The organism is Mesorhizobium sp. M7A.F.Ca.CA.001.10.2.1, assembly GCF_003998575.1.
Taxonomy (GTDB): domain Bacteria; phylum Pseudomonadota; class Alphaproteobacteria; order Rhizobiales; family Rhizobiaceae; genus Mesorhizobium.
The window spans coordinates 1-7,233 of sequence record NZ_RZQY01000287.1 but is presented as its reverse complement, the minus strand read 5'-3'; the positions used below and the strand labels follow the sequence as shown (position 1 = coordinate 7,233).

The 7,233-nt window shown below is 62.7% G+C and carries 5 protein-coding genes and 1 pseudogene; 5 read left to right on the top strand and 1 reads right to left on the bottom strand.

Annotated features, from left to right (window positions below):
* Window positions 1-1,100 (bottom strand): annotated as a pseudogene (locus EN964_RS18880) (peptidoglycan-binding protein); the annotation flags it as partial.
* A gap of 455 nt (window positions 1,101-1,555) precedes the next feature.
* Between EN964_RS18880 and EN964_RS18875 the strand changes: the two are divergent.
* The 5 genes from EN964_RS18875 to EN964_RS18855 form a co-directional block, all read left to right on the top strand.
* Window positions 1,556-2,014: a MerR family DNA-binding transcriptional regulator gene (locus EN964_RS18875; protein ID WP_127270399.1), complete on the top strand. Its 459-nt coding sequence runs from the start codon at window positions 1,556-1,558 to the stop codon at window positions 2,012-2,014.
* 306 nt (window positions 2,015-2,320) lie between these two features.
* Entirely contained in the window at window positions 2,321-4,111 is a 1,791-nt protein-coding gene (locus EN964_RS18870; protein ID WP_127270390.1) for an acyl-CoA dehydrogenase, read from the top strand.
* Window positions 4,112-4,232: 121 nt separating this feature from the next.
* Window positions 4,233-5,402, top strand: coding sequence for an acyl-CoA dehydrogenase family protein (locus EN964_RS18865; RefSeq protein WP_127270389.1), 1,170 nt, complete (start codon window positions 4,233-4,235; stop codon window positions 5,400-5,402).
* Between the two features lie 33 nt (window positions 5,403-5,435).
* Window positions 5,436-6,644, top strand: coding sequence for an acetyl-CoA C-acetyltransferase (locus EN964_RS18860; protein ID WP_127268617.1), 1,209 nt, complete (start codon window positions 5,436-5,438; stop codon window positions 6,642-6,644).
* A gap of 14 nt (window positions 6,645-6,658) precedes the next feature.
* A partial coding sequence (locus EN964_RS18855) for an enoyl-CoA hydratase-related protein (RefSeq protein WP_206528731.1) occupies window positions 6,659-7,233 on the top strand: 575 nt, incomplete at its 3' end.

Below are 7,233 nucleotides of genomic sequence, written 5' to 3'. Positions count from 1 at the left end.
GTGCTTAACCGGTCCATGACCGCGTTGCCTGGACGATCCTGCGCCACTTCCTCGATCTGGCTGGCAAGTGAGTCGATCCGCCTCTCGATGCGCTCGAAAGCCTCGTGGTCGAATGAATTGGCTTGCGCGGCGACCGTGGATGCGACGATGGCGCGGGAAATCTCGTCCAGCCGCTCGTCGATCATGCCAAGCGTGTCGCTGCCGCGATTGTCCTGCTGGCTGGCCAAATGGTCGACGGCACCGGCAAGCGTGCGCACCTTCTCCTCCAACGAGCGCAGCGACAACGATTCCGGCAAATTGTTGACGGCATTGCTGATCTGCTCCAGCCGGGCGGTCAGAGCAGACAGGCCCGGGTCGTCCGAGCGCTTGCGCTGGTCGGCGTCGACGCGGTCTTCGAACGCCGTCCACCGGCGATCGAAATCGTCCCAGCGGCGGTCGACCTTCTGCACGCTCTCTTCGCGTGCCAGCGTTTCGAGTGCGGCTTTGACCTGTTCGAGTTCGAGCCGCAGCATGTTGACGCTTCTGTCGTCGCTCTTCTCGGCCAGTGTCTGGATGGCGCCCGAAAGCCGCTCGAACTCAAGGCCGAGTTCAGCACTGCCCTTGGCCGAAGCACCGGGCCTTGCCCCTGACTGGAAAGCCCGCTCGATGTCCTTGCGCAGCGCTTCGAATTCCCGCTGCAGGCCTGCGGTCATCTGGTGGCGCAATTCCTCGCGCATGCCGCGCAATTCGCCGGCGATCTTGCCGACCATGGCAACGCCGTCCTCCTGGCCGCGCACGCGATCAATGTCGCGGGCAATGGCCTGATAGTTCTGCTCGAAAGCGGCGGCTCCCTGAATCGGGCTCTTCGGTCGCGACGCGGGCTGCGGGTCCTCGTACCAGCGCTGCTGGCCAGCGGGCCGGGCCGCGGGATAGCGCGCATCGGCACCATATTGGCGTGGATCGGGTTGGCGGAGTTCGGGACGTGCCACCGGATCCTCGCGCGTCCGCTCCAGCCGCTGCTCCAGTGTCTCCAGCGACTGGTTCAACTGCTCGAGCGTGGTCTGCGGCCTGCGCTGCCTGCCGGCATTGAGTGTGTCGAGATAGGACCGCTTGCTGTTCATCGGTGCGTCCGTCTTTCAGAATGGCTGGCTCGCGGCCAGTTCCCCCAGGTCCCTATCGGAACGAAGGCGACCGGCGGCGATGCCGCGGCGGAAGACGAGCTTCCCGGGCTCTCGCCCGCGCTCCGAAAAACCGTGAAAAATTCGATACAGGATAAACACGGGTAGCCGACGCGCCCACATTTCCCCCAACGTGGTAAACAACGCGTTAACCAAACTTAAGAAATTGAAAGGATGCCGGCTGCCGGCCTGACGGTGCGGCATAAAGGGCGGCGCGCAGAACGCCCTTGCGTCATCATGCGGCAATCGGTATAGAATTGACGTAAACGTAAAAGGCGCATTGAGCGCATGTTTGCGATTTGTTTGTTGAAACCACGACTGGAAGCAGGCCCCCGCTTCCAGTCAGGCGACGCATGGTCCGAGACCGCGACGCCACCAGACGGGGAAAGCCAGTGACCATGAAGCTTATCTCGGCCGGCGAGACCGCGGCCAATACCAATATATCTGCCGAAACCGGCGAGGACCTCGTCCGCATCGGCGAGATGGCGAAAAAATATGGAGTGACGCTGCGCACGCTGCGTTTCTACGAAGACAAAGGCCTGCTCAACCCGCAGCGTGACGGGTCGACCCGTCTCTACACGCGCCGCGACAAGGCCCGCCTCAAGCTGATCCTGCTTGGCCGCAAGGTCGGGTTCTCGCTGCGTGACGTCAAGCAGATGATGGATCTCTACGATCCGACCGGTTCAAACACCAAGCAGCTCAAGCTCGCGCTGGACAAGTCGGAAAAGCAGCTTGCCCGCCTGCAGAAGCAAAGGGCGCTGATCGACGACGCCATCAACGAGCTGAGCGGCTCGATGTCGGCGGTGCGCCAGATGCTGAGCGAGCGTTCGGCGCCGCAGGCGAGCGCCGCCAGCTAAAACAAATCCGTTCGGATTTGCGGCAGACCAAGTCGTCTGCTGATTGTCTGAGTTCTGTCGAGCCGCGTGGCCTGCCACGCGGCTTTTCGTTGTCCTGGCCCACTCTCATGGCCTTTCGGCGCTGGCTTGCGCATCGTCGCGCCGCTACGCTCATTGCTCCAGTGGGCGGGGAATCTTGTCGCATCGAAAAAATTGACGTTTACGCAAACGTCAATTTTTGCTATCCCGCTCCCAATATGGGTCCGCATGCCGCCCCTGGCTTGTCTTCGGGGCATTCGGACCGGGTTTGCAGGGTGGAGAAAAAGCATGCCGACATACAGGGCTCCGGTCCAGGATACGCTGTTCGTGCTCAACGAGGTTCTGGGTTATCAGCGTTATTCGAACCTTCCCGGATTTGCCGACGCCACGCCCGATGTGCTCGAGGCGATCCTGGCCGAAGGCGCCAAGCTCGCCGAAAACGTCATGCATCCGCTGAACCGTGTCGGCGACATGGAAGGCTGTGTGCGTCACGACGATGGCTCGGTGACCACGCCGAAAGGCTTCAAGGAGGCGTTCGACCAGTATCGCGAAGGCGGCTGGATGGGGTTGGCCGCACCAGTCGAGTTCGGCGGCCAGGGCCTGCCCTATGCCGTGCATACCGCCGTCGCCGAATATATGGTCTCGGCCAATATGTCCTTGATGATGTATCCGGGCCTGACGCAAGGCGCGATCGCCGCGATCATCACCCACGGCACCGACGAGCAGAAGTCAACATGGTTGCCGAGGATGATCGAGGGTGCCTGGACCGGCACCATGAACCTGACCGAGCCGCATTGCGGCACGGATCTGGGCCTGTTGCGGACCAAGGCGGTGCCGAACGGCGATGGCACCTATAAAATTTCAGGCCAGAAGATCTTCATCTCGGCCGGCGAACACGACATGTCGGACAACATCGTCCATCTGGTACTGGCCCGCATCGAGGGTGCGCCGGAAGGCGTCAAGGGCATCTCTCTGTTCATCGTGCCGAAGCTCAAGCTCGACGCATCGGGCAATCCGGGCACCAGGAACACCGTCTCCTGCGGCTCGATCGAGGAGAAGATGGGCATCCATGGCAATTCGACCTGCGTCATGAACTATGACGAGGCTGAGGGCACGCTGCTCGGCGAGGCCAATGGCGGCCTGAAGGCGATGTTCACGATGATGAACGAGGCGCGCCTTGGTGTGGGCCTGCAGGGGCTGTCGCTGTCGGAGATCGCCTATCAGAACGCTGTCGGCTACGCCAAGGACCGTTTGCAGGGCCGCTCATTGTCGGGGCCGAAGGCGCCGGACAAGAAGGCCGACCCGATCATCGTCCATCCCGATATCCGCCGCAGCCTGATGACCATGAAGGCCTTCAACGAGGCCGGCCGCGCGCTGGCGCTGTGGACGGCGATCAAGTCCGACATTGCCCACCGCTCCGGCGACGACAAGGACCGCCAGGCCGCCGACGATTACACCGGCCTGATGACACCGGTGGTCAAGGGCGTGCTCACGGACAAGGGCTTCGACCACGCCGTCATGGCGCAGCAGGTGTTCGGCGGTCACGGTTATATCGAAGAGCACGGCATGAGCCAGTTCGTGCGCGATGCCCGCATCGCCATGATCTATGAAGGCGCCAACGGCATCCAGGCGCTCGACCTCGTCGGCCGTAAACTCGGCCTGAATGGCGGCCGCGCCGTGCAGGCCTTCTTCAAGGAGGTCGGTGAGTTCTGCGAGGAGAACCGCTCCGACGAGAAGATGGCGCCATTCACCAAGGCGCTGAAGAAAGGTCTCAACGATTTGCAGGCCGCCACCATGTGGCTGGTGCAGAACGGCATGGCCAAGCCCGACAATGCCGGTGCCGCCTCGACCGACTACATGCATCTCTTCGGCTTGGTCGCTCTGGGCTATATGTGGGCGCAGATGGCCAAGGTGGCACTTGGCAAGACGGACGCCAATGGCGCGCAATCTTTTTACGACAACAAGGTCGTGACGGGGCGCTTCTTCATGGAGCGGATCATGCCGGAGACGTCGGCGCATCTCGCCCGCATTTCGAGCGGCGCCGACACATTGATGGCACTGCCGGCGGAAGCGTTCTAAAGATGATCGGCGTCCTCCTCCCCCTTGAGGGGAGGGTGGCCCGAAGGGTCGGGAGGGGTCGCTGCGGCAGTGCGCCGGCCTCAGTTTCGATGATGCATGTCGGGAGGAGTATCATACCAGCATGACCAACCCAGCTGAAATCCTTGGCCTTCCGAAGCCCGCTTGGGCGGCGGACGAGGTCGGCATGCTCTACGACATGGCGCATCGCTTCATGTCGGAGGAGATCGCGCCGCGCTACGACGAGTTCGAGAAGAACGAGATGGTCGATCGTGAGAGCTGGCTGAAGGCAGGTTCCGCCGGCCTGCTCTGCGCCTCTATGCCGGAGGAATATGGCGGCTCCGGCGGCACCTTCGCGCATGAGAGCGCCATCATCGAGGCCATCGGCCATGTCGGCGTCGACGGTTTCGGCATCGGCCTGCACAATTCGATCGTCGCCCCTTACATCCTCCACTATGGCTCCGAGGAGCAGAAGAAGAAATGGCTGCCGAAACTGGCGACCGGCGAGCTGATCGGCGCCATCGCCATGACCGAGCCGGGCGCCGGCTCCGACCTGCAGGGCGTCAAGACGCGGGCGCAGAAGGATGGCAATCAGTACAAGATCAACGGCTCCAAGACCTTCATCACCAACGGCCAGCTTGCGAACTTCATCATCGTCGTCACCAAGACCGATCCGGAGAAGGGTGCCAAGGGCACCTCGCTGATCGTCGTCGAGACCGACGAGGTCGAAGGTTTTCAGCGCGGCCGTAACCTCGACAAGATCGGGCTCAAGGCCAACGACACGTCGGAGCTGTTCTTCAACGACATGCGCGTGCCGACCTCCAACCTGCTCGGCCATGAGGAAGGGCAGGGCTTCGTCCAGCTGATGCAGCAATTGCCGCAGGAGCGGCTGCAGATCGGCACCGGCGCCATTGCCATGATCGAGCGGGCGCTGGCGCTGACCATTGATTATGTCAAGGAACGCAAGGCGTTCGGCAAGGCGATCATCGATTTCCAGAACACCCAGTTCAAGCTGGCCGAACTCAAGACCGAGGCCACCGTCGGCCGCGTCTTCTACAATGATTGCGTCACCCGCCACATCGCCGGCGGCCTCGATCCTGTGACCGCGTCGATGGCCAAGTACTGGCTCAGCGACCTGCAGGGAAAAGTCGTCGACGAATGCCTTCAACTGCATGGCGGCTATGGCTACATGAATGAATACCCGATCGCCCGCATGTTCCGCGACGCCCGCGTCCAGCGCATCTACGGCGGCACCAACGAGATCATGAAATTGCTGATCGGCCGCTCTCTCTGAGAGCGACATCAGGCAAACCTAAGGAGCAAGCAAATGGCTGAAGCTTATGTCTATGACGCCGTGCGCACACCGCGCGGCAAGGGCAAGAAGGACGGATCGCTGCACGAGGTGCCGGCGGTGCGGCTTGCCGCCAAGACGCTTGAGGCGCTGCGCGATCGCAATGGGCTCGACACCGGCACTGTCGATGACATCATCTTCGGCTGCGTCGATCCGGTCGGCGAAGCCGGTTCGGTCATTCCGCGCGCCGCCGCCTTCGAGGCCGGCTACGACACCAAGGCGCCCGGCATGCAGATCTCACGCTTCTGCGCTTCCGGGCTCGACGCCATCAATTTCGGCGCCGCCAAGATCGCCCAGGGCGCCGATGAGATCGTCATTGCCGGCGGCGTCGAATCGATGTCGCGTGTCGGCATGGGCGCCTCGGGCGGCGCCTGGTTCATGGATCCTTCGGTCGGCCTGCCCGGCTGGTTCGTGCCGCAAGGCATCTCGGCCGACCTGATCGCCACCAAATACGGCTTCAGCAGAGACGACGTCGACGCCTATGCGGTCGAGAGCCAGAAGCGCGCCGCCAAATCCTGGGCCGATGGCCGCTTCAAGAATTCCGTCGTCCCGATCAAGGACCAGAACGGCCTGACCATCCTCGACCATGACGAACATATGCGCCCGTCGACCGACATGCAGTCGCTGGCCTCGCTCAACCCGTCCTTCGTCATGCCAGGCGAAATGGGCGGCTTCGATGCCGTCGCCGTGCAGAAGCATCCCGAGGTGGAAGAGGTCAATCACGTCCATCATGCCGGCAATTCGTCCGGCATCGTCGACGGCGCCGCCGCCGTGCTGCTCGGTTCGAAGAAAGCCGGCAAGGCGATGGGGCTGAAGCCGCGCGCGCGCATTCGTACCTTCGCCAACATCGGCTCCGAGCCGGTGCTGATGCTGACCGGCCCGGTCGACGTCACCGAGAAGCTGTTGAAGCGCGCCAAGATGAAGCTCTCGGACATCGACCTGTTCGAGCTCAACGAAGCCTTCGCTTCGGTGGTGCTGCGCTACATGCAGGCGTTCGACATCGATCACGACAGGATCAACGTCAATGGCGGCGCTATCGCCATGGGTCATCCGCTCGGCGCCACCGGCGCGATGATCTTCGGCACGGTGCTGGACGAACTCGAGCGCCGCGATCTCAACACGGCTCTGGTGACGCTGTGCATCGGCGCCGGCATGGGAACCGCAACCATCATCGAACGCGTCTGACGGGGAGAGAAACGATGAGCTACACCAATTTCACCCTCGACATCGACGCCGACGGCATTGCGCTGGTCACCTGGGACATGCCTGGCCGCTCGATGAACGTTTTCACCGAAGAGGCGATGCGAGAATTGAACGCCATTGTCGACAAGGTGGCTGGTGACGCCGCCATCAAGGGCGCCGTGATCACCTCCGGCAAGGACACCTTCTCCGGCGGTGCCGACATTACCCTGTTGCAGAAGATGCTGACGACCTTCGCCGCGGAAAAGGGCAAGGACGCCGAAAGGGCGACCAAGGCGCTGTTCGACAATGCCGGCATGATGACCGGCCTGTTCCGCAAGCTGGAAACTTGCGGAAAGCCGTGGGTGTCGGCGATCAACGGCACCTGCATGGGCGGCGCCTTCGAATTGTCGCTCGCCTGCCACGGCCGTGTCGCCGCCGATAGCGACAAGGTGAAGATGGCACTTCCCGAGGTGAAGATCGGCATCTTCCCGGGCGCCGGCGGCACCCAGCGCGTGCCGCGGCTGACCGATCAGCAGCAGGCGCTGCAGATGCTGACCTCGGGCCAGACACTGTCGCCGCAGAAGGCCAAGTC